At 65.4% G+C, this 19,153-nt stretch carries 20 protein-coding genes; 12 read left to right on the plus strand and 8 right to left on the minus strand.

The window, feature by feature from the left end; genetic code table 11:
- Positions 1-246: 246 nt before the first annotated feature.
- Positions 247-945 carry a phosphoserine phosphatase SerB gene (serB, locus tag KKQ75_RS01380; protein WP_213359284.1) on the minus strand — a complete coding sequence of 233 codons (699 nt, stop codon included), beginning with the start codon at positions 943-945 and terminating at the stop codon, positions 247-249.
- 163 nt (positions 946-1,108) lie between these two features.
- Positions 1,109-2,236 carry an NAD(P)/FAD-dependent oxidoreductase gene (locus KKQ75_RS01385; protein WP_213359288.1) on the minus strand — a complete coding sequence of 376 codons (1,128 nt, stop codon included), beginning with the start codon at positions 2,234-2,236 and terminating at the stop codon, positions 1,109-1,111.
- 251 nt (positions 2,237-2,487) lie between these two features.
- Here KKQ75_RS01385 and KKQ75_RS01390 point away from each other — a divergent pair, with 251 nt between their 5' ends.
- From KKQ75_RS01390 to KKQ75_RS01425, 8 genes are all read left to right on the plus strand, one after another.
- Positions 2,488-2,868 carry a DUF2946 family protein gene (locus tag KKQ75_RS01390; protein WP_213359290.1) on the plus strand — a complete coding sequence of 127 codons (381 nt, stop codon included), beginning with the start codon at positions 2,488-2,490 and terminating at the stop codon, positions 2,866-2,868.
- A 214-nt stretch (positions 2,869-3,082) separates the two neighbouring features.
- Positions 3,083-3,646, plus strand: coding sequence for an SCO family protein (locus tag KKQ75_RS01395; protein ID WP_213359293.1), 564 nt, complete (start codon positions 3,083-3,085; stop codon positions 3,644-3,646).
- Entirely contained in the window at positions 3,646-3,930 is a 285-nt protein-coding gene (locus KKQ75_RS01400) for a hypothetical protein (protein WP_213359295.1), read from the plus strand. Before KKQ75_RS01395 ends, KKQ75_RS01400 begins: the two co-directional genes overlap by 1 nt.
- Complete coding sequence (locus KKQ75_RS01405; RefSeq protein ID WP_213359297.1) at positions 3,927-5,063, plus strand: ABC transporter permease; 1,137 nt, start codon at positions 3,927-3,929, stop codon at positions 5,061-5,063. Before KKQ75_RS01400 ends, KKQ75_RS01405 begins: the two co-directional genes overlap by 4 nt.
- A 10-nt stretch (positions 5,064-5,073) precedes the next feature.
- Complete coding sequence (locus tag KKQ75_RS01410; RefSeq protein WP_213359300.1) at positions 5,074-5,751, plus strand: ABC transporter ATP-binding protein; 678 nt, start codon at positions 5,074-5,076, stop codon at positions 5,749-5,751.
- On the plus strand, positions 5,752-6,759 hold the full coding sequence (locus KKQ75_RS01415; protein WP_213359306.1) for a hypothetical protein: 1,008 nt from the start codon (positions 5,752-5,754) through the stop codon (positions 6,757-6,759).
- A 74-nt stretch (positions 6,760-6,833) separates the two neighbouring features.
- The gene (locus tag KKQ75_RS01420; protein ID WP_213359309.1) at positions 6,834-7,457 is read left to right on the plus strand and encodes a nitrous oxide reductase accessory protein NosL; all 624 of its coding nucleotides are present in this window, start codon (positions 6,834-6,836) and stop codon (positions 7,455-7,457) included.
- Positions 7,458-7,462: 5 nt separating this feature from the next.
- Positions 7,463-7,990: a nitrous oxide reductase accessory protein NosL gene (locus KKQ75_RS01425; RefSeq protein ID WP_213359318.1), complete on the plus strand. Its 528-nt coding sequence runs from the start codon at positions 7,463-7,465 to the stop codon at positions 7,988-7,990.
- Positions 7,991-7,992: 2 nt separating this feature from the next.
- Here the strand turns inward: KKQ75_RS01425 and mfd are convergent, their stop codons facing one another.
- A complete protein-coding gene (gene mfd / locus KKQ75_RS01430; RefSeq protein WP_213359320.1) occupies positions 7,993-11,571 on the minus strand; it encodes a transcription-repair coupling factor in 3,579 nt (1,192 codons plus the stop codon).
- 213 nt (positions 11,572-11,784) lie between these two features.
- Between mfd and ispD the strand changes: the two genes are divergently transcribed.
- Both ispD and ispF read left to right on the plus strand, forming a co-directional pair.
- Complete coding sequence (gene ispD / locus KKQ75_RS01435; protein WP_213359323.1) at positions 11,785-12,537, plus strand: 2-C-methyl-D-erythritol 4-phosphate cytidylyltransferase; 753 nt, start codon at positions 11,785-11,787, stop codon at positions 12,535-12,537.
- Positions 12,538-12,606: 69 nt separating this feature from the next.
- Positions 12,607-13,110, plus strand: coding sequence for a 2-C-methyl-D-erythritol 2,4-cyclodiphosphate synthase (gene ispF, locus KKQ75_RS01440; protein ID WP_213359333.1), 504 nt, complete (start codon positions 12,607-12,609; stop codon positions 13,108-13,110).
- A 66-nt stretch (positions 13,111-13,176) separates the two neighbouring features.
- On the opposite strand, the gene KKQ75_RS01445 is transcribed toward ispF, so the two are convergent.
- Both KKQ75_RS01445 and ompR read right to left on the minus strand, forming a co-directional pair.
- Entirely contained in the window at positions 13,177-14,652 is a 1,476-nt protein-coding gene (locus KKQ75_RS01445) for a sensor histidine kinase (protein WP_213359340.1), read from the minus strand.
- Positions 14,653-14,786: 134 nt separating this feature from the next.
- Entirely contained in the window at positions 14,787-15,524 is a 738-nt protein-coding gene (gene ompR, locus KKQ75_RS01450; protein ID WP_213359349.1) for an osmolarity response regulator transcription factor OmpR, read from the minus strand.
- A 262-nt stretch (positions 15,525-15,786) separates the two neighbouring features.
- Between ompR and KKQ75_RS01455 the strand changes: the two genes are divergently transcribed.
- Both KKQ75_RS01455 and KKQ75_RS01460 read left to right on the plus strand, forming a co-directional pair.
- Positions 15,787-16,134, plus strand: a complete 348-nt coding sequence (locus KKQ75_RS01455; protein ID WP_213359352.1) for a hypothetical protein — start codon at positions 15,787-15,789, stop codon at positions 16,132-16,134.
- Between the two features lie 57 nt (positions 16,135-16,191).
- Positions 16,192-16,938: an SIMPL domain-containing protein gene (locus tag KKQ75_RS01460; protein WP_250130962.1), complete on the plus strand. Its 747-nt coding sequence runs from the start codon at positions 16,192-16,194 to the stop codon at positions 16,936-16,938.
- A gap of 147 nt (positions 16,939-17,085) precedes the next feature.
- Here KKQ75_RS01460 and lapB read toward each other — a convergent pair whose 3' ends face one another.
- From lapB to KKQ75_RS01475, 3 genes are all read right to left on the minus strand, one after another.
- Complete coding sequence (lapB, locus tag KKQ75_RS01465; RefSeq protein WP_213359356.1) at positions 17,086-18,246, minus strand: lipopolysaccharide assembly protein LapB; 1,161 nt, start codon at positions 18,244-18,246, stop codon at positions 17,086-17,088.
- Between the two features lie 3 nt (positions 18,247-18,249).
- On the minus strand, positions 18,250-18,606 hold the full coding sequence (locus KKQ75_RS01470; RefSeq protein WP_213359359.1) for a LapA family protein: 357 nt from the start codon (positions 18,604-18,606) through the stop codon (positions 18,250-18,252).
- Between the two features lie 155 nt (positions 18,607-18,761).
- Entirely contained in the window at positions 18,762-19,079 is a 318-nt protein-coding gene (locus KKQ75_RS01475; RefSeq protein WP_213359371.1) for an integration host factor subunit beta, read from the minus strand.
- Between the last annotated feature and the right edge of the window lie 74 nt (positions 19,080-19,153).

Below are 19,153 nucleotides of genomic sequence, written 5' to 3' on the forward strand. Positions count from 1 at the left end.
AATGACTCCCTCCTCTGTGGCTTGACGGAGCGCGCAAGTGCGCAGCGAAGTTGAAACCACCGCGGGATGGGTCAGCGTCCGTCCCGGGCAGCTTCGCGTTCACCATAGCACAGCAATATGACGTATTGCCCCTGATTTCCCCGCGCAAAATCCTGCGGCAGCGGCTGCACGCCGCTTGACGGGGGGGAAAACCTCGCGGAAAAGGGCGTCAATGGCAGGCCGTTTGGGGCCCGGCAGTGCCGCTTCTCAGCCCAGCACTTCCAGCAGGCGATCGAGCCCGCCTTCATTGATGGCCACCATGGCCTGATTGCGCACGGCAGGCTTGGCGTGGTAGGCCACCGACAGGCCGGCCACGCCCATCATTTTCAGGTCGTTGGCACCGTCGCCCATGGCAATCGTCTGCTCGGGCGGGATGCCCATCAGCGTGGCCACTTCCAGCAGCGTGCGGGCCTTTTCGGCACCATCGCAGATGTCGCCCCAGGCCTGGTCGACCATGCGGCCGGTGAGCTTGCCATCGGTGATCTCCAGCAGGTTGGCGCGCGTGAAGTCGATCCCCAGACGCTGGCGGATGCGTTCGGTGAAGAAGGTGAAACCGCCAGAAACCAGCAGGATCTTCAGGCCGGCCTGCTTGCAGGCCTGGATCAGCGTTTCCACGCCGGGATTGAGGCGCAGGCGCTCGTCGTAGATCTGCTGCAGCGCGCTCTCCGGCACGCCTTCGAGCAGGGCCACGCGCTGGCGCAGACTTTCCTTGTAGTCGGCGATCAGACCCTGCATTGCGGCCTCGGTAATGGCAGCCACTTCCTCCTTCTTGCCCACTGCGGCGGCAATCTCGTCCACGCATTCGATATTGATCAGCGTCGAATCCATGTCGAACGCGATCAGCTTGTAATCGGAGAGTCGGGGAAGGGCGGGTTGCTCGCGGATGACCAGGGAATCTTGGCGCATGGTGGACACAGGACAGATGGGAATGCCCTCCATTGTAGAAGCCTGCGGGGGAAACCCGGGAAGGCGCAGGAAAACGCATTCGGATGCCGATGCGCACGCGTAAGGGGCGTGGCGCAACGGCACGGCATGCTCCGTGCGTGCCTGCAGGCCGACGCGGCCCGACTTAGCTGAAACGGGCCGGCGAAAGCAGCGCTGCCGAGAGTTGCTCGTCCTGCAAGGCCTGCGGCAAGGATTGCCCCTGCACCAGGGCCGCCGCCGCCATGCCCATGGCCGCGCTGGTCTGGATGCCGTAGCCGCCCTGACCGGCGAGCCAGAAGAAGCCCGGAACTGCCGGGTCAAAACCGTTGATCAGTTCGCCGTCCGGCGCAAAGGTGCGCAGCCCGGCCCAGGTGTGGCTGGGGCGGCGGATTTCCAGCGTGGTCATGCGCTGGATCTGGTCGATACCGATGGCTACGTCCAGTTCCTCGGCCTGCACGTCGTGCGGCTCGACCGGGTCGGCGTTGGCAGGCGAGCCCAGGAGCTGTCCGGCGTCGGGCTTGAGATACCAGTCTTCCTCGGCGCCGATCGCCATTGGCCAGGCATGGATATCGACGCCGGCCGGCGGCGCAAAGGTAAAGGCGGAGCGGCGGCGCGGCTGCAGTCCGAGCGGCGCCACGCCGGCCCGTTGCGCCACCACGTCCGCCCAGGCTCCGGCTGCATTGACCACGATCGGTGCCTCGCAGGCACCGGCGCTGGTTTGCAGGCGCCACACATCGCCCTGGCGCGCCAGGGCCGTTACGTCGGCTGTGTTCAGCAGCGTGCCGCCCGCTTGCCGCAGCGTGCGCAGATAGCCCTGATGCAGGGTGTGCACATCGATATCGGCGGGGTCCGGATCGTGGAGGGCGCCAGCGATCTGCTCCGGGCGCAGAACCGGCAACAGCTGCAGCGCTTCAGCCGGCGTTATGCGTCGCAGACGCGGGCACTGGGCATGCAGGGTGTCCCATTCGGCCTGCAGCGCGGTCTCCTGGCCAGGTGCTGCCACGGTCAGCGTGCCGCGTGGTGTCAGCAGCGGGTGGGCCGCAAAGCCGGGCGGAGGACTCTCGAAAAAGGCGCGGCTGGCGCGCGTGAGGGCGCGCACCTGCGGCGGGCCATAGCTTTCCATGAACAGCGCGGCCGAGCGGCCCGTGGCGTGGTAACCCGGCTGCGATTCGCGTTCCAGCATCAGAATGCGGGCGTGCGGAGCCAGCCAGTGGGCGGCAGCAGCGCCGGCAATGCCGGCGCCGATGATGATGATGTCGGCCGTTTGCGTCATGGTGAACACCTCCTGATGCACGTGCACCATAGCACTGGTCAGCGGCGTCTGCCAGCTTGCGGCATGAGGGCCTGCACGGTGCAGGGGAACGGCGGTAGCACTGGCGGATTGATCGTGGACAAGAAAGCGTTTTCAGGCGCGGTAATCGCTATGACACTTTCAATACTTGTGTTTAGAATGCTTTCGTGGTGCAAGGTTTCCGGTATTCCCCTCTCTGCCGAAAGAACAAGGCCCATCGTCTGGCTCTCTGGATGATGGCCTTGGCCATGTTCGTGCAAGTGATGTCGAGCGTGTTCAGCGCCGGCTTCATGGCACGGCAGGCGGGGGTGGCCCTGAATCCCGCCGACATCGTCATCTGTACCGTCGAGGGCATGTATTCCGTGCCCTTCAACGCACAGAATTCCCCGGACGACGACGGCGCGCCAGCATCCGGCATGATGGGCTCCTGCCCCTATTGCGTGCTGGCCAGCGCTCCTCCACTGCCAGGTGAGCCAGTCTCCCAGGGTATGCTCCTGCCCCGGGTTGCGGTCAGCCAGAGCTGGATTGCGCAGGATACGCCACCCATAGGCACTTCCGCCTACCGCAAGCATGCGCCAACACGAGCGCCCCCCGCACAGGCCCTGCTGGCCTGATCTGCGCTTGACTCCCCTCTTTCTACTGTGACGCCCGGTTTGGGCTAGCAGACCTGCCGCGCATATCAGGCCCCCTCATTGACGGGGCCTTGGGCCATCGTCGCCTGTCTTTCTCCTTTTTTGCCCTCTGCGCAGAGCTGTGCTCGGCTGCGGGTTGTTTGGGGGTGCGATGTTTGCGCGTACCGATTTTTCCCGTCGCAGTTTTTTGCTCGCCGTGCCCGGTTTGACGGCACTGGCCGCCGGCTGCGGCGAAGGGCAGACCGATGCGGCCGAGAGTGGCAAGCTGCTCTGGCAGGCCGATCCCGCTGCCAAACTGTATGGCAGCCAGGGCGAATTGCCCCTTGACACGCTGAAGGGCAAGCCGCTGCTGGTGTTCTTTGGCTACGTGCGCTGCCCCGATATCTGCCCCACGACCCTGTCCGTGGTGGCGCAGGTCCTGACTGGCCTGTCTCCCGAAGAGCGCGCGAAAATGCGCGCCGTGTTCGTCACGCTTGATCCCAACCGCGATCAGCCCGAAGTGCTGCGCAACTACGTCAAGCTGTTTCACCCCGATGTGCTGGCGTTGCGCAGCACCGAACCCAAACTCAAGGAAATTGCCAAGGCCTTCCGCGTGTACTACGTGCTGCAGAAGCCGGCTGATGGTGCCGCCAGCGACGTGTATGCGGTCGATCACACGGCGCATACGGGCCTGGTCAACGCGCAAGGCAAGCTGGTCAAGCTGATTCCCTATGGCACCCAGGCCGAGCCCATGCGCAAGGCGCTGCGCGAGGTGCTGTGATGGCGCGCCCGTCCACTTGGGCGCTGGGCGCACTCGCGGTGGGCCTGCTGGGGCTGGCCGGCAGTCTGCTGGAAGCCGTTCTGGCGGACCAGAATCGCGCCCTCGGCCTGCTGCAGACGCAAACCCTGACGCGCCAGCTCGGCCTGACCGACCCCGCCCTGATGACCGAGGCGCGCTACGGCCGCCACCTCTCGCAGGCCGACCGCCACACCCCGTTCCAGGACCACCCCCTGGCCTTTGACCATTTCCCCACCGGCTCCATGCTGCCGCCACCCCGCCCATGACTGCCTGGCTCGCCCGACAACGCTATCTGATCGACTATGTGCTCGCCGCCATGGCGCGCCAGAAGGGACGCGCCATCGGCCTGTGGGTGGTGTACACGCTGCTCGTGTTCGTGCTGGCTTCGGTGATGCTGTTCACCCACGCGCTGCGCCAGGAAAGCGCGCGCGTGCTGCAGCATGCGCCTGAAGTGGTGGTGCAGAAGCTCGTAGCCGGCCGCACCGACCTGATTCCGCCGGACTATCTGGAAAAGATGGGCCGCATCCGCGGCGTGCGCGAGAAGCAGCTGCGCCTGTGGGGCTACTACTACGACAACGTGGTCAAGGCCAACTACACCTTCATGGTGCCGCCGGTGGCCGCTCCCGAGCCGGGCACCATCATCGTCGGCCCGGCCATGGCACGTACGCGCGGCATCAAGGCCGGCGATCCGATCGCCTTCCGCAACTACGCCGGCACCATCATCAGCTACCAGGTGGCGCAGGTGCTGCCGCAGCCGACCGAGCTGATGAGTGCCGATCTGGTGCTGCTGTCCGAGCAGGATTTCCGCAGCCTGTTCAACTTTCCGGAAGGGCATTACACCGATATTGCCCTGACCGTGGCCAACCCCAGGGAAGTGCGCAACGTCGCCACCAAGGTGACCGAGGCGCTGCCGGATGCTCGCCCGATCCTGCGTGAGGAGATCCTGCGCACCTACGCCTCGGTGTTCGACTGGCGCGAGGGCATGGTGCTGGCGGTGCTGTCGGGTGCGCTGCTGGCGTTTGCCATTCTGGCCTGGGACAAGGCCTCCGGCCTGTCCGCGCAGGAGCGGCGCGAGATCGGCATCCTGAAAGCCGTCGGCTGGGAAACCGGCGACGTGCTGCGCATGAAGCTGTGGGAAGGGCTGCTGGTGTCCTTCACCGCCTTCCTGGCCGGCTATCTGCTGGCTTACTGGCATGTGTTCCACGCAGGCGGGGCGCTGTTCCGGCCTGTGCTGCAGGGCTGGGCGGTGCTCTATCCGGAGTTTGCGCTGCGCCCCGAGGTGGATGGTCTGCAGCTGTTCACGCTGCTGTTCTTTACCGTGGTGCCGTTCACTGCGGCGGTGCTGGTGCCCAGTTGGCGTGCCGCCATCACCGACCCCGACGCCGTGATGCGGGCCTGAGGACATTGCCATGCTTGAACTCGTCGACATCACCAAGTCCTTCCACGAAGGCCAGCCCAATGCCTACACGGCGCTGAAGAATGTGTCGCTCACGCTGGAGCGCGGCAAGGTGATCGCGCTGCACGGACCGAGCGGCTCCGGCAAGACCACGCTGCTGACGCTGATCGGCTGCCTGGCGCGCCCCACCAGCGGCCGCGTGCGGCTGGACGGGCAGGACATTTCCTCGCTGCCCGAGCGCTTCCTGACGGCGCTGCGGCGCGAGCGTTTCGGCTTCGTGTTCCAGCAATTCAACCTGATCGCCGGCATGAGCGCGCGCGACAACGTGATGGTGCCGGCCTATCCGACCGGGCTGCCATTCAGGCAGTTGCTTGACCGTGCCGAAGAATTGCTGGCGCAGCTCAACCTGTCGCACCGCAGTGGCGCGCTGGTGCAGACGCTCTCGGGCGGCGAGCAGCAGCGCGTGGCCATTGCCCGTGCGTTGATCAATCAGCCGGACATCCTGATTGCCGACGAACCCACCGCCAACCTCGACAGTGCGCTGGCGAAGGAATGCCTGGACATCCTGGGCGAGCTCAACGCCCGGGGCACCACGGTGATCCTCTCCAGCCACGATCCGCTGGTGCTGGACAGCCCGCTGGTGCAGCAGCGCGTGGGCCTGCGCGACGGCCAGGTGCAGGAGGTGCGCTGAATGTTCTTCCAGCCGGCCATCCTTGCCTTGTTGCTGGCTTCCGGCCTGGGGCTGGCTGCGCTGCTGGTGGCATCGCCCTGGGTGCTGCAACTGGTGCGGCACTGGGATCTCCAAAGCGGCAGCCGGCTGCAACTGGTGCTGGAACGGCGCACCTATCTGCTTTCCACGCTGGTCGGCTTCGTGCTGGTGGTGCAGATGGCGGCGTTGCTGCTGTTTGTGTTCAATGCCGATCGCATGGCGGTGCAGTTTGTCGGCGCCATGTGCGCAGTAGGCACGCTGCAGGCCAACAGCTACGGCTTTCCGGCACTGTATGCGCAGCTGGCGGTGTTCTTTCTGGCCAGTGGCTGGCTGGTGCTGCATGCGGCCGATGCACGTGCGCCGGACTATCCGCTCACACGCATCAAGTTCGTGCTGCTGGTGGCGGTGCTGCTGCCGGCGGTGGCGCTGAGTTTCGGGCTGCAGTGGCTGTATTTCGGCAACCTCAGCGCGGACGTGATCACCTCGTGCTGCGGCAGCCTGTTCTCGGTGGAGGCGACCGATCTGGGCGGCGATCTGGCCGGCCTGCCGCCGGGGCCGGCACTGTGGGCGTTTACCGGCACCTTGCTGGCCGCTACGGTGGCGGCAGCCGTGCAGGTGTGGCGGGGCAGGGCGTCCGCTCTCGTGGGCGTATTGAGCGCGGCGGCCTTCGTGGTGGCCATTGCCGGGATCATCTCCTTCCTCTCGCTCTACATCTACGAGCACCCGCATCACCACTGCCCGTTCTGCATTCTCAAGCCCGAGTATGGCTATCGCGGCTATCTGCTTTACCTCCCGCTGTTTGCCGCCTCGGCGGCCGGCATCGGCGTCGGCATTCTCGGCCGTGTGGCGCACGTTCCGAGCCTGCAGACCGTGGCACCGGACCTGGCGCGCCGGCTGGCTTGGGTGGCGCTGCTGGGCTTTGGCATCTTCCTGCTGCTGTCGCTGGGGCTGGTCTGGCACTCGGGGCTGATGTTGCTGGAGGGGGCGTAAGGCATTGCATTTCCGGGGCCGCCGGTTCCCGTTCAAGAAACCGGCAGACAACTCGTACCTTCAAGGAGAACACCATGAAACGTCGCAGCTTTGTTGAATTGTCCATGCTGGGGAGTGCCGGCGTCATGGCCACGGCCTATGCCCAGACGCCTGCCGTTGCCCAGAAGACCGCTTGCCCGACCGATGGCACGCCCAACCAGTTCATTCCGAAGAAAACGGCGGATGCGAATCCGCTGCAGAACGAGCTGGCCAAGTATCCCAAGTGTCCCTACTGCGGCATGGACCGTACCCAGTACAGCCACAGCCGCATGCTGATCCAGTACGGTGACGATCTGGTGGACGGTACCTGCTCCATCCACTGCTCGGCGCTGAGTCTGGGCCTGAACATCGACCGCCAGCCCAAGATGATCTGGGTCGGCGACAACGCTTCCAACGCCGAAGTGAAGCCGCTGGTGGAAGTGGACAAGGCCTCCTTCCTGGTGGGCAGCAGCATCAAGGGCGTGATGACCAAGCGCAGCAAGGTGGCGTACGGAACTCGCTCCGCTGCCGAGGCATCCAAAAAGGCCAACGGTGGCGAGATCACCGGTTTCGATCAGGCACTTGCCGCTGCCTATGCCGACCTGTCGGCTGACGTCAGCATGATCCGCAAGAACCGCGAAGAGCGCCGCAAGCGCATGGCTGAACAGAAGAAAGGGTAAGTACCATGTCCTACGTCCGACTGAACCGCCGCGCCACGCTGGGTCTGCTGGCTGCCATGGCCCTTGCTCCCGTGCATGCGGCGGGGCAGCCGGGCGTGGCTGCTCCCGTGGTGAAGGTGCCCAAACCGGCACCGATGGACTTGTGCCCGGTGTGCGGCATGGTGGTGTCCAAGTACCCGAACTGGGTCGCGACCGTGCTGTGGAAAAACGGCCAGACGCACCATTTCGATGGTGCCAAGGACATGTTCAAGTTCCTGCACAACCTGGCCAAGTACGCCCCGCGCCAGCAGGCACAGGACATCGTCACCATCGCCGTGACCGAATACTACAACCTGGACAAGGTCGATGCACGCAAGGCCTGGTTCGTAATCGGCTCGGATGTGCTGGGCCCGATGGGGCACGAGTTTGTGCCGCTTGCAACCGAAGCTGATGCGCGAGACTTCCTGAAGGACCACAAGGGCAAGAAGATGCTGCGCTTTGCCGACATCACCGCGCCGTGGCCGGTGCAACTGGACAAGGGCCAGTTCACCTGATCTCAGGCAGCGCCGGCCTCTTCGGTCAGCGGCTGCCCCAGACTGCGCAGAATATCCCGCACCAGCATCGCCCGATCCAGCGGTTTCTCCAGCGCACGCTCGATGCGCAGCTTTTCGTTGCCGGCCAGTTTCACGTGCTTGTTCTTCTGGATCAGCTGGATGATGGCCATCGGATCGATCGGCGGATTCGGCTTGAAGGTGATGGTGATCACCGTCGGCGCCGCCTCCACCTTGAGCACGCCATAGGGCTGTGACAGCACGCGCAGGCGGTGCACGTTCACCAGCGTTTCGGCCTGCGGCGGCAGCTTGCCGAAGCGGTCCACCAGCTCTTCCAGCAGGCGGTCCACCTGCTCGCTGGTCTTGGCCGTGGCCAGCTTCTTGTAGAAGCTCAGGCGCAGATGCACGTCGCCACAATAATCGTCCGGAAGCAGGGCCGGGGCGTGCAGGTTGATCTCGGTCACGGCCTGCAGCGGCGACAGCAGATCCGGCTCCTTGCCGGCCTTGAGCTGCTTGACCGCCTCGGCCAGCATCTCGTTGTAGAGCTGGAAGCCGATTTCCATCATATTGCCGCTCTGGTTCTCGCCCAGCACCTCGCCGGCGCCGCGGATTTCCAGGTCGTGCATGGCCAGATAGAAGCCGCTGCCCAGTTCCTCCATCTGCTGGATGGCATCGAGCCGCTGCGCCGCCTGCTTGGTCAGCCCTTCGATATCGGGCACCATCAGGTAGGCATAGGCCTGGTGGTGGCTGCGGCCGACGCGGCCGCGCAACTGATGCAACTGCGCCAGGCCGAACTTGTCGGCGCGGCTGATCAGAATGGTGTTGGCGCTGGGCACGTCGATGCCGGTCTCGATGATGGTCGAGCACAGCAGGATGTTGTGGCGCTGCGCCACGAACTCGCGCATCACGCGCTCCAGCTCGCGCTCGGGCATCTGGCCATGCGCCACCGCAATGCGCGCCTCGGGCAGGATCTCCTGCAGCTTCTGGCGACGGTTCTCGATGGTCTCGACCTCGTTGTGCAGGAAGTACACCTGCCCGCCACGCTTCAACTCGCGCAACACGGCTTCGCGGATCACGCCGCTGTTTTCGCTGCGCACAAAGGTCTTGATGGCCAGGCGGCGCTGCGGTGCGGTGGCGATCACGCTCAGGTCGCGCAGGCCTTCCAGCGCCATGCCCATGGTGCGCGGGATCGGCGTGGCGGTCAGCGTCAGCACGTCCACCTCGGCGCGCAGCTGCTTCATCTGTTCCTTGTGGCGCACGCCGAAACGGTGCTCCTCGTCGATGATCAGCAGGCCCAGATTCTTGAACTGCACCTCGCTGGACAACAGCTTGTGCGTGCCCACGACGATATCCACCGTGCCTTCCGCGATGCCTTTCACCGCCGCCGTCACCTCCTTGCCGGAGCGGAAGCGCGAAATCTCCGCCACCTTGATCGGCCATTTGGCAAAGCGGTCCTTGAGCGTCTGGTAATGCTGTTCGGCCAGCAGCGTGGTGGGCGCCAGAAAGGCCACCTGCTTGCCGCCGGTCACGGCGACGAATGCGGCGCGCAAGGCCACCTCGGTCTTGCCGAAGCCCACATCGCCGCACACCAGCCGGTCCATGGGGCGCGGCGATACCATGTCCTGGATCACGGCGTGGATCGCCGCCAGTTGATCGGCGGTTTCGTCAAAGCCGAAGTCGTTGGCAAACACCTCGTAATCGGCCATGGAGAAGCGGAACGGATGCCCTTCGCGCGCGGCACGGCGTGCGTAAATGTTGAGCAGTTCGGCCGCGCTGTCGCGCACTTGTTCGGCGGCCTTGCGCTTGGCCTTTTCCCATTGCGAGCCGCCCAGCTTGTGCAATGGCGCCTCGTCCGGGCTCACGCCGGTATAGCGGCTGATCAGGTGCAGCTGGCTCACCGGCACGTACAGTGTCGCGTCAGACGCGTATTCCAGATGCAGAAACTCCTGCAGCGCCGCCGTGCCATCCGGATTCTTCTGGCCCACGTCCATGTTGACCAGGCCCTGGTAGCGACCAATGCCGTGTGCGCTGTGCACCACCGGATCGCCCACCTTCAGCTCGCTCAAGTCCTTGATCAGCGCTTCGACGTCGCTCGCATGCTCCTGACGCCGGCGGCGCCTGTGCTGCACGCCACCACTGCCGGCAAACAGCTCGGCTTCGGTGATCAGGTCGATGGCGGACTCGTTCCAGGCAAAGCCCTGCACCAGACTGGACGTGGCCAGACCGACTTTTTCGTCGCTCTGCTGGAACTCCGCCAGTGTATCCATCGCCACCGGCTGCACGCCGCTGGCGCGCAGGAAATCCAGCAGGCTTTCGCGCCGGCCGGCACTCTCCGCCAGCAGCAGCACGCGGTGTGGCGTGCTGCGGATATGCGCCTGCAGGCGCAGCAGCGGGTCGTCCGTGCCACGCATGGCAGCGACGTCGGGCAGCAGCGAGAATTCGGCGTAATGACTGACTGCCTCTCCAGCTGCTTCTGCGCCATTGCCGCCATCGGAGGCAGAAGTCTTTGCGCGGGCGGCCTCGGCTGTTTCCGATGGCAGGCTGATGGCACGTGCCGGTCGCAACGCCAGCTGCGCAAAGCGCTTGCCCTCGTTGTAAAACTGCTCGACGCTCAGAAACAGCGTTTCGGGCGGCAGCGCCGGCCGCTCGGGATCGCCCTGCAGCAGCCGGTAGCGCTCGCGCGTATCCTCCCAGAAGCGCTGGAACGGCGTTTCCAGATCATCATGCAACACCACCGTGCTGTGTGCCGGCAGATAGTCGAACACCGTGGCCGTGTCATCGAAGAACAGCGGCAGGTAATACTCGATGCCTGCCGTGGCAATTCCTGCCCCCATGTCCTTGTAGATGCGGCTGCGCGTCGGGTCACCTTCCAGCAACTCGCGCCAGTGCTGCCGAAAGCGCGAGCGTGCCGCATCGTCCATCGGAAACTCGCGCCCCGGCAGCAGGCGCACCTCCGGCACCGGCTGCAGGCTGCGCTGCGAGTCCGGATCGAAGGTGCGGATGCTGTCGATCTCGTCATCGAACAGGTCGATGCGGAAGGGCTGCGGCGAGCCCATCGGGAACAGGTCGATCAGGCCGCCGCGCACGGCGTATTCGCCAGGGCTCACCACCTGGCTCACATGCGCATAGCCGGCCATGGTGAGCTGGCTCTTCAGCGCAGCCTCGTCCAGCATCTGGCCGGTACGGAAATGGAAAGTGTAGCCCGCCAGGAAGGAGGGCGGCCCCAGCCGGTACAGCGCCGTGGTGGCCGGAATCAGCACCACATCCGCGCCATCTTCCGCGCTGTGCTGGCTGATGCGCCACAGTGTTGCCAGCCGCTCGCTGATCAGGTCCTGATGCGGCGAGAAGCTGTCGTAGGGCAGGGTTTCCCAATCGGGAAACAGCACGCAGCGCAAGCCCGGTTCGAAGAAGGGGAGTTCGTCCAGCAGCCGTTGCGCATCGCTGGCATCGGAGGTGACGATGGCAGTACACCGTCCCCCGGCCTTGTCCCGTGCCGCCAGCTGCGCCAGCAGGGCGGCATCGGCGGAGGCGATGGGGCGGGGCAGCGTGTAGCGCTGGCCGGGGGCGAGCTTGGGCAATTGCATGGGAGGCGGGGGAACAAAACACCAATACCCGCGGCCTGTACAGGGCGCGGGGTGAATGGCGTTCATTGTAAAACGCGGGGGCTGCCCGCAGGGCTTGTACGACTGCCGCAGGCTTTCTTTCGGGGTAAGAAAATGCAAAGAACGGGCAGCCCGCCATCCCGCCGCCCGGGCTCTGGCACACTGTCATGCAGAACAGAATGAGAGAGCCTGTCCATGCCCGATATCTATGCCGTGATCCCCTGCGCCGGCACCGGCAGCCGCGCCGGCACGGCCATCCCCAAGCAATATCAGCCGATCGCCGGCAAGGCCATGCTCTGGCACACGCTGGCTGCCTTTGCGGCCTGCCCGGCCATCACCGAAACGCTGCTGGTGCTTGCTCCTGATGACAACTGGTTTGCCAGACACCAGGCGCCGCCTGAAGTGCCGGCCCGCCGCTTCATGACCACGCCCGCAGGCGGCGCCAGCCGCGCCGAAAGCGTGCGCAACGGCCTGCAGGCCCTGCGCGCGCAGGGCGCCCAGCCCGAAGACTGGGTGCTGGTGCATGACGCTGCCCGTTGCCTGATTACCCGGGAGCAGATCGAGCACCTGATCGCCGCCTGCAAACCGGACGAAACCGGCGGCCTGCTGGCCGTGCCGCTGCCGGACACGCTCAAGTGCGAGTTGCCGCGCAACGGCCTGCCGGACGACGTGCCCGCGCGCGTCGCAGCGACTGTGCCGCGCAGCGACAAATGGCTGGCGCAGACGCCGCAGATGTTCCGCCTTGGCGTGCTGTTGCAGGCGCTGGAGGCTGGCCTGCAGCACGCGCCCGAGCACATCACCGACGAAGCCAGCGCCATCGAGCGCCTTGGCCTGCAGCCGCTGCTGGTGCAGGGCAGTGGCTGGAACTTCAAGGTCACCTATCCGGAAGACTTCACCCTGGCCGAGGCCGTGCTGCTGGCACGGCAACAGCACCAGAAGGTAGACTGAGGCCGGTCGGAGAGGCAGCCGGAGCGGTTTGCGGCCCCCGTTCTTGCAGGCAATGCGACAATCCGGTGCATGACTACCTCGACACCGCTTTTCCCCCCATTCCGCATCGGCGAAGGCTGGGACACGCACCAGCTGGTTGAAGGCCGACCGCTCTGGCTGGGCGGCGTGCAGATCCCGCATCCCATGGGCCTGCTGGGCCACTCCGATGCCGATGTGCTGCTGCATGCCATCACCGACGCCATCCTGGGCGCTGCCGGCATGGGCGATATCGGCACGCTCTTCCCCGACACCGACCCTGCCTTCAAGGGCGCCGACTCGCGCGTGCTGCTGCGCGAGGCGATGCAGCGTGTGCGCGCCAGCGGCTGGCAGGTCGGCAATGTGGACTGCACCATCATCGCGCAAAAGCCCAAGCTGGCGCCCTACAAGGCCGCCATGGCGCAGTCGGTGGCGGACTGCCTGGGTGTGACGGCCGCGCAGGTCAACGTCAAGGCCAAGACGGCGGAGAAGCTCGGCCCAGTGGGTGAGGAGCGCAGCATGGAAGCACGCGCGGTGGTGCTGCTGTTTCCTGCCTGAAACGCGGGGCACGCCTGCAGGCAGGGCTGCGGGTTACAGTGCAATCACTCTTGGTGGACCAGATGTCTATTTGACCCGCGGCAGCCGCAGGTCCGCCTGCAGACCGCCTTCCTTGCGGTTGCTCAGCATCAGCGTGCCGCCCATGTACTGCACCACCTTCTTCACGATGGAAAGGCCCAGGCCGCTGCCCGCCGCCGAGGTGCGCGCCTCATCGGCCCGGTAGAAGGGCTGCGTCAGCCGGTGCAGCATGGCTTCGGGCACTCCCGCGCCACGGTCGGAAATCTGCAGGTGCACATAGCCGGCTTCGGCGCGCGCAATCACATCCACTTCCGTGTAGTCCGCATTCGGGGTCTTGCCGTAGCGCCGTGCATTCTCCAGCAGGTTGGAGACGACCCGCGCCAGCTCGATCTCGTCCGCCTTCACGCGCAGGTTGTTCGGTACCTGGATGTTCAGGCGCATGTCATCGGCATTCAGGTAGGGATAGGCACTGGTCTGCACCACCTCCTTCAGCTGCACCGTGGTCAGTTGCATGGAGTCCGGGCGAGCGTAGTCCATGAACTTGTTGATGATCGAGTCGACCTGCTCAATGTCGGCAGCCATGTACTTCTGGGCTTCTTCGTCGGATACGCTCATTTCCACTTCCAGCCGCAGGCGCGCCAGCGGGGTGCGCAAATCGTGCGAGATGCCGGCCAGCATCACGGCGCGCTCCTGCTCCACCTTGGCCATCTGCTCGGCCATGCGGTTGAAGCCGATGTTCACCTCGCGCAGCTCCTTGGTCGATACTGCCTCGTCCAGGTGGCCGGCATTGAAGTCGCCCTGGCGGATCTTGCCGATGGCGATGGACAGCTGCTTGAGCGGCCGGTTGACCAGGCCCGCCATCAGCGCAGCGCCCGCCAGCGACAGGCCGGCTGCCATCAGCATCCACACCAGCCAGGTGGTGCCGCCCACCGGCGTCACGCGTGACTGGTCGGTCAGCAGCCAGTAGGCATCGCCGTCGATGTCGAAGCCGATCCACAGGCCTTCTTCGCCGTTGACGGAGCTTGCTACCACCGTTCGGGGGCCCAGGCGCAGCTCCAGCTCTTCCGTCACGCGTTCATCCAGCTGGTCGCGGTTGATGATCTCGATTCTGTCTTCCTGCTCGCGTGGCAGGATGCGCACGCCTTCTTCTTCGGCCAGCGTCTTCATCAGCGCCAGCCGCGTGATCGAATCGGAATACACCAGCGCGGCCCGGCTCAGGTTGACCAGCGAGGCAATCTGCTGGGCCGTCTGCGTGGCGCGCGGCTCGAAGTCGAGCGAGCGGATCGTCATCAGCCAGCCGATGGTGCTCATGGTGAGCAGCAGGCCGATCATGATGAAGGTGCGCCAGAACAGGTTCAGGCCCCAGCGCGGCACGACGTAGGGCACGGCTCCCGGCTCGCCTGCGACAACAGGTGCCGGCGTCTGGACGGATGGCTCTTCCTGGCCGTCTGCAGCAGCTTCGTGCTGGGCCGACCAGCGCGGCGCCAGCAGACGGGTCAGGGAAGAGAACGTGTCTTTGCTCATGAACAGCGAACAGGCGCTGCGGGCCGCAGCGGGAATGGAGGGCGGTACAGGCGTGCCGCAGGGGTTGGCGTCATGCGATGTGCGGGGCGACTATCCGGCAGGGACAGGCATGCCCGCGTCATCGTGATGGCGTCTCAGGTGTTGCCGCCGCCATCCGGTACGAACACGTAACCCACGCCCCACACAGTCTGGATGTAGCGTGGCGAGGCCGGATCCGTTTCGATCAGCTTGCGCAGGCGCGAGACCTGCACGTCCAGACTGCGGTCGAAGGGCTCGAACTCGCGGCCGCGTGCCAGCTGGGCCAGCTTTTCGCGCGACAGCGGCTGGCGCGGGTGGCGCACCAGAGCCTTGAGCATGGCGAATTCGCCCGTGGTCAGCGGCAGGTCTTCGCCATCCTTTTTCAGGGTGCGCGCGCTCAGGTCGAACACGTAGTTGCCGAAGCTCACGACCTCGGTCTCGGTGGAAGGAGCGCCGGGCGCCTCGACGGCCGGGCGGCGGCGCAGCACGGCGTGCACGCGGGCCAGCAGCTCGCGCGGGTTGAAGGGCTTGCCCAGATAGTCGTCGGCGCCGATTTCGAGGCCGACGATGCGGTCCACGTCCTCGCCCTTGGCAGTGAGCATGATGATGGGCGTCTTGTCGTTGGCGGCGCGCAGACGGCGGCAGATGGACAGGCCGTCTTCGCCGGGAAGCATCAGGTCGAGCACGATCAGGTCGACCGCTTCGCGCAGCAGGATGCGGTTGAGGTTCTTGCCATCTTCGGCCACCATCACTTCAAAGCCTTCCTGGCTCAGGTAGCGGCGCAGCAGATCGCGGATGCGGGCATCGTCATCCACTACCACGATCTTGTCGGCACGGGTGTTGGCCTGAGTCATCTTGTCCTCCGTGAATTTGTAACACAGACGGATGTTAGGCCGCATTCGCCAAAAAACCACCCATTTTTCATTGCCTTTTCACACTGTTACACATCTTGCGGGGGGATTGCCTTTCTGACCGGATGGTGCCTAGTATCCTCGCGGCAGACCGTTAAGCTTGGGGAATTGACAAGGCGTTCTGGTCTGCCCTGCAAGCATGTCGCAAGGATTTGCTGGCATGGCGGAAGCTGGCGTCCAGAATGCAGGAACAAGGCAGTAAGCAATGAAATCAGACAAGGCAGACATCACGTTCAACCCGGCCATGCTTGCGGGAGGCGAGAGTGTCCCGGGCAAGCGCGCCTGGGGGGGCAAATGGATTGCCTTGCCGGCGCTGCTGGCGGCAGGGCTGTTCAGCCCGGCTGCGTGGGCGGATTGTCCGTCTCCCAATGAGGTTGGCAAGCAGTTTCCGGGCCCGCCGGTGCGGGACGACTTGCGCCAGACGCTCACCACGTCCAGGGATTGCATGAATACCATCCAGCCCAAGCGCATGAGCCCGCGCGAATTGCAGGAGCTGCGCAAGGCCATCCGTGACCATGCCACTGCCAACGGGCGCAAGCTGCGCTCGCGCTGACAGGATTTTTCCGGCCCGCGTCTGCGGGCCTTGTTACTTTGAGGAAGGACGTTTTTCATGGCCAATATTTCCACTGGCTCCCTGGGCAGAATGACGCGGCAGCGCAAGCAGCTGCTTGTGGCGGCGGCACTCGCCGCCTTGCCGCTGGCGGCAGCAGCCCAGGGCGTGGGCAGCAATTACGTTCCCAGCAATGTGGCGCAACTGTCTGCCGAAGGCAGCGTCGAGGTGCAGCAGGACGTGCTGCGCATGGTGCTGAGCACCACGCGCCAGGGCAGCGACGCGCAGGCGGTGCAGAGCCAGCTCAAGCAGGCCGTCGACGCCGCGCTGCAGGTCGCCAAGGCGCAGGCGCGCCCGGACGCCATGGAAGTGCACACCGGCAATTTCAGCCTCTATCCCAGCCATGACCGCAACGGCAAGATCAGCCAGTGGCAGGGCCGTGCCGAGGTGGTGCTCAGCGGCAAGGACATGGGGCGCATCAGCAGCACCGCCGGCAGGATCGGCAGCATGACGGTGTCGGATGTCGGCTTCGACATCAGCAAGGAGCTACGTCGCAGCAGCGAGACCAGGGCGCAGGAACTGGCCATCCAGGCTTTCCGCGAGAAGGCGCAGTCCATCACGCGCAGTTTCGGCTTCGGCAGCTACACGCTGCGCGAAGTATCGGTCAATGCCGAAGGCGGCTACGGCGGCCCGCGCATGATGGCGATGAAGGCCGGGCGTGCGGATATGGAAAGCGCACCGGTGCCGGTGGAGCCGGGCAAGTCCACCGTGCGGATGGTGGTGAACGGGTCAGTGCAGATGCGCTGAGGCATCTTCGGATATGCACGATTCAGGGGCTGCAGTTGCAGCCCCTTTGCCTTGTGTGGATGTCTGCAGCGACAGCTTCAGGACGTTATGGCATTGCAGCCTGGGCTGTGGCGATGCAGGGGCAGGCATGCATGCATGTGGCTGCGCTCAGAGCTCCTCGATCCGGCGCGGCGGGTAGCTGTCCCAGCTCTGGCAGCCGGGGCAATGCCAGTAATGGTGCTGTGCCTCGAAGCCGCAGGCGGCGCAGCGATAGCGCGCAAGCGGCCGGATGGCATGCTGCAGCGCACGATCCACGCAGGGTTTGGCGGCATCTCCCTTGAGCTTTTCCTGATCCAGCCAGCGCGTGGCTGCAATCAGGGACGGGTGCTCCTGCAGGTGCGTCAGGTAGCGCGGGGACGAATCGGATTCAGAGTTGGCAGCCTGGTCCAGCTGAACCAGTGCTTCCACCAGATCGATGGAGGGAGTCTGCTTCTGCGAGGCTTCCAGCTGGGCGCGGGCGGCGTCGATTTGCCCGGTTTCGATTGCCAGCCGCGCCAGGCCGCCGGCCATCAGCGGCGCGAAGGCGGGCAGCTGCTGCATGGTGGCCTGCAGGGTGGCATAGGCCTGTTCGGCCTGGCCTTGCTGCAACTCGAGTTCGGCCTGCAGCAGGCGCGGGCGGGCGGCGTCGGGCGCGGTTTGCAGGGCCTGCTGCAGCAGCGCGCGCGCGCCCTCCACATCTCCCTGCTTGCGGGCGGAATCGGCACGTTCGCACAGGAAGTGCGAGCGGCGCTTGCTGAAATCGTTTTCGCCGTCCTGCTCCAGCGCCTCGGCGGCCTTGCCGGCCTGTTCCCAGTCACGCGAACGCTCGTAGATGCCCAGCAGCGCCATCTGCGCCTGGTTGCGGCGCGTGGGACTGTTTTCCAGTACGCGCAGGGCAGTTTCCGCATGGTCGAGCAGACCGGCCTTCAGGAAGTCCATGGCGAGTGCGTACTGGGCGCGGTCGCGGTCGACCGTGCTCAGGTCGGCACGGCCCAGCAGGTGCTGGTGCACGCGCACGGCGCGTTCGTATTCGCCGCGGCGGCGAAACAGGTTGCCGAGCGCAAAGTGCAGTTCCGAGGTGTCGGGATCCTTCTGCACGGCCTCGATAAAGGCATCGATAGCCTGGTCCTGCTGCTCGTTGAGCAGATAGTTCAGGCCCTTGAAGTAGGCCTGGGGGGCGCTGCGGTTTTCGGCGCGCAACTGGCGCAGGTCCAGGCGCGAGGCCAGCCAGCCCAAGCCGAAGGCGACGGGCAGGGCCAGCAGCAGCCAGACGGGAAATTCCTGTTCCATGCGTCAGGGTCCGTAGTGGATCGGCAGGGAAGGATCGGTCTTGTGCCGCTCCAGATCGGGGGCTGGAACCTCGGCCGGGGCATCGTTGCGCGGCGTGCCGGAGGCCAGCGCCTGTTCCACGTCACGCACCTGCTTCTGTGCCACCTGGGCATCGCGGCGGCGACGCCACCAGCGCGGCACCATCACCAGCACGCCCAGCAGGGCGCCCAGGGCGAAGCTCGCCAGGATCACCAGTACCAGCGGCAGGGTGAGGGCGTAGCCAAACAGGAAGTTGACGGTTGCGTTCTGCTGGTTGTTCAGCGCAAAGGCGAACAGAGCAAAGAAGATGGCCGCCTTGAGCAGCCAGAGCAGGTATTTCATGCCGGGGTCCTGGTCAGCGCGCCGTTGCAGCTCCGCAGTGGAGGTGCAAGGGCAATGTCTGCATTGTATGCGCTGCCTGCCGGGGAGACGGAGGTCGTGTGTTGGCGGACTTGCCTTGCCGGCCGGTGTGGCTGCAGTTGTGCGCCAGCGCCGGATCAGGCCTCGGGCGTGCTGCCGCCGGCCGCTTCGCGGAACGGCTGGTCCACCGCCTCGCGCAGCGCCTTGCCCGGCTTGAAGTGGGGCACGCGCTTTTCCGGGATCTCGACGCTCTCGCCGCTGCGCGGATTGCGGCCGACGCGGGCCGGACGATGGTTGATCGAGAAGCTGCCGAAACCGCGGATCTCGATGCGGTGGCCACGCGCCAGCGCATCGGCCATGGTGTCGAGCACCGTCTTCACCGCCATTTCGGCATCGCGGTGGGGGAGCTGGTGAAAGCGGGCAGCCAGTTCGTCGACGAGGTCAGAGCGGGTCATGAGGTCCGGTGGAAAATCAAAGGTTTGCAGAACCGGGCGGGAGCCGTCAGGTTGTGCAAGCCCTCGGGTCAAGG

Origin of the sequence: Brachymonas denitrificans (assembly GCF_907163135.1) — a bacterium.
Lineage (GTDB): Bacteria > Pseudomonadota > Gammaproteobacteria > Burkholderiales > Burkholderiaceae_C > Brachymonas > Brachymonas denitrificans_A.

Coding starts and splice junctions, on each gene's coding strand:
- serB (WP_213359284.1), bottom strand. CDS start 945: ATGCGCCAAGATTCCCTGGTCATCCGCGAGCAACCCGCCCTTCCCCGA.
- KKQ75_RS01385 (WP_213359288.1), bottom strand. CDS start 2,236: ATGACGCAAACGGCCGACATCATCATCATCGGCGCCGGCATTGCCGGC.
- KKQ75_RS01390 (WP_213359290.1), top strand. CDS start 2,488: ATGATGGCCTTGGCCATGTTCGTGCAAGTGATGTCGAGCGTGTTCAGC.
- KKQ75_RS01400 (WP_213359295.1), top strand. CDS start 3,646: ATGGCGCGCCCGTCCACTTGGGCGCTGGGCGCACTCGCGGTGGGCCTG.
- KKQ75_RS01405 (WP_213359297.1), top strand. CDS start 3,927: ATGACTGCCTGGCTCGCCCGACAACGCTATCTGATCGACTATGTGCTC.
- KKQ75_RS01410 (WP_213359300.1), top strand. CDS start 5,074: ATGCTTGAACTCGTCGACATCACCAAGTCCTTCCACGAAGGCCAGCCC.
- KKQ75_RS01415 (WP_213359306.1), top strand. CDS start 5,752: ATGTTCTTCCAGCCGGCCATCCTTGCCTTGTTGCTGGCTTCCGGCCTG.
- KKQ75_RS01420 (WP_213359309.1), top strand. CDS start 6,834: ATGAAACGTCGCAGCTTTGTTGAATTGTCCATGCTGGGGAGTGCCGGC.
- KKQ75_RS01425 (WP_213359318.1), top strand. CDS start 7,463: ATGTCCTACGTCCGACTGAACCGCCGCGCCACGCTGGGTCTGCTGGCT.
- mfd (WP_213359320.1), bottom strand. CDS start 11,571: ATGCAATTGCCCAAGCTCGCCCCCGGCCAGCGCTACACGCTGCCCCGC.
- ispD (WP_213359323.1), top strand. CDS start 11,785: ATGCCCGATATCTATGCCGTGATCCCCTGCGCCGGCACCGGCAGCCGC.
- ispF (WP_213359333.1), top strand. CDS start 12,607: ATGACTACCTCGACACCGCTTTTCCCCCCATTCCGCATCGGCGAAGGC.
- KKQ75_RS01445 (WP_213359340.1), bottom strand. CDS start 14,652: ATGAGCAAAGACACGTTCTCTTCCCTGACCCGTCTGCTGGCGCCGCGC.
- ompR (WP_213359349.1), bottom strand. CDS start 15,524: ATGACTCAGGCCAACACCCGTGCCGACAAGATCGTGGTAGTGGATGAC.
- KKQ75_RS01455 (WP_213359352.1), top strand. CDS start 15,787: ATGAAATCAGACAAGGCAGACATCACGTTCAACCCGGCCATGCTTGCG.
- KKQ75_RS01460 (WP_250130962.1), top strand. CDS start 16,192: ATGGCCAATATTTCCACTGGCTCCCTGGGCAGAATGACGCGGCAGCGC.
- lapB (WP_213359356.1), bottom strand. CDS start 18,246: ATGGAACAGGAATTTCCCGTCTGGCTGCTGCTGGCCCTGCCCGTCGCC.
- KKQ75_RS01470 (WP_213359359.1), bottom strand. CDS start 18,606: ATGAAATACCTGCTCTGGCTGCTCAAGGCGGCCATCTTCTTTGCTCTG.
- KKQ75_RS01475 (WP_213359371.1), bottom strand. CDS start 19,079: ATGACCCGCTCTGACCTCGTCGACGAACTGGCTGCCCGCTTTCACCAG.